The 1,347-nt window shown below is 38.9% G+C and carries 1 protein-coding gene; it reads right to left on the bottom strand.

Translation table 11 applies throughout. The annotated features are described in order from the left end of the window. Positions 1-271 precede the first annotated feature (271 nt). Positions 272-1,347, bottom strand: a 1,076-nt coding sequence (locus AC1DOS_RS20130; protein ID WP_477538910.1) for a PEP-utilizing enzyme, incomplete at its 5' end; no start/stop codon positions are given.

Raw genomic sequence — 1,347 nt, 5'->3', positions numbered from 1 at the left:
CCGTATTCTACGGTAAATAAAAAGAATCCATTTTGAAAAAAGATTGATCAAAATGGATTCTTTTCCAACAGATTTATGTTTCGGTTTTATAAAAAAGTTTAATCATTTTCTACCTGTATTGCTCCACAATCGCGCAATTAATATCGATCTTCAGTTACTGCCCCCTTTATATGTCCTAGTGACAGGGTTCCTACCATAGACCGCAAAGCACCATGATGTCAATGATTCTCCTAATTCGAATGCTCTTCTTTTATGATTTAAATGTAATGAATTATAGTATTTCTATATACCCTTCTGCTCCATTCACCCTGATCCTTTGTCCATCCTTGATCAGCTTCGTAGCATTCTCCACACCTACAACTGCTGGAAGACCGTATTCTCGGGCAATGACAGAACCATGGGTCATCAAACCACCTACTTCCGTAATCAAGCCTTTGATAGATACAAACAGCGGTGTCCAGCTAGGGTCGGTAAAGGCTGTAACCAATATATCTCCCTCTTCTAAATTCGCATTGTCCATATTTAAGATGACACGTGCTCTTCCTTCGATAACTCCGGAAGAAACAGGTAGACCTACAATAGCTTCGGCTGGAAGATTTTCTCGTTTGTACTCACCTACAATGATTTCACCATCAGACGTGATAACACGTGGTGGAGTTAGTTTTTCATATAATTTGTTCTCGTCTTTTCGTTTGCTGATGATCTGGTAATCTAGTTTATTTGTGCGTACGACTTCGTGAAGTTCTTCAAAAGTGAGATAGTATAAATCTTCTTTTTCATGAATAACGTTGGCCTGTACGAGTTGTTCGGCTTCTTTCAGTAAAGCCTGCTTATAAACGAAGTAGCGATTAACCATGCCATATTTTGGATATTCTCGATAACCGATGAAATTCCGGATTAGGTCGATCATTCGTTTTGTTTCTTTGGCTTTTTGTTCACCATCCGGTAATTGCTTCAATCGATCTAATAACTCTTGTTCTTTTTTCAAAGCTTCCTGCCGCCCTTGCTCAAATTTCCGATTGCTAGCATTAGGCTCAAAGTTTTTGATATTACTAAGAATCACGGGGACAAGTGTAGTTGGTTTTTCGCTCCAACGAGTTTTAGTAATATCGATTTCTCCGGTACATCGCATTCCGTATTTGCTGAGATAATCATAGATAGCGTCTTGGGTTTCCTGTCCACCATCAAACTTAACCAGTTCATCCAAAAAGTTATCATCTTTTACATGTTGTAAATAATCAATTACTTCTGGATAAGGACGAATCACATCTGCGACATCCAATAGCGCCAGACCCATTTCCGAAGTAATATTGTTTGGTACAGATTGAGAAAGCGTATCTGCTACGC

Source organism: Paenisporosarcina sp. P5_A11 (assembly GCF_056400705.1).
This window is presented reverse-complemented; position numbering and strand designations above follow the sequence as displayed.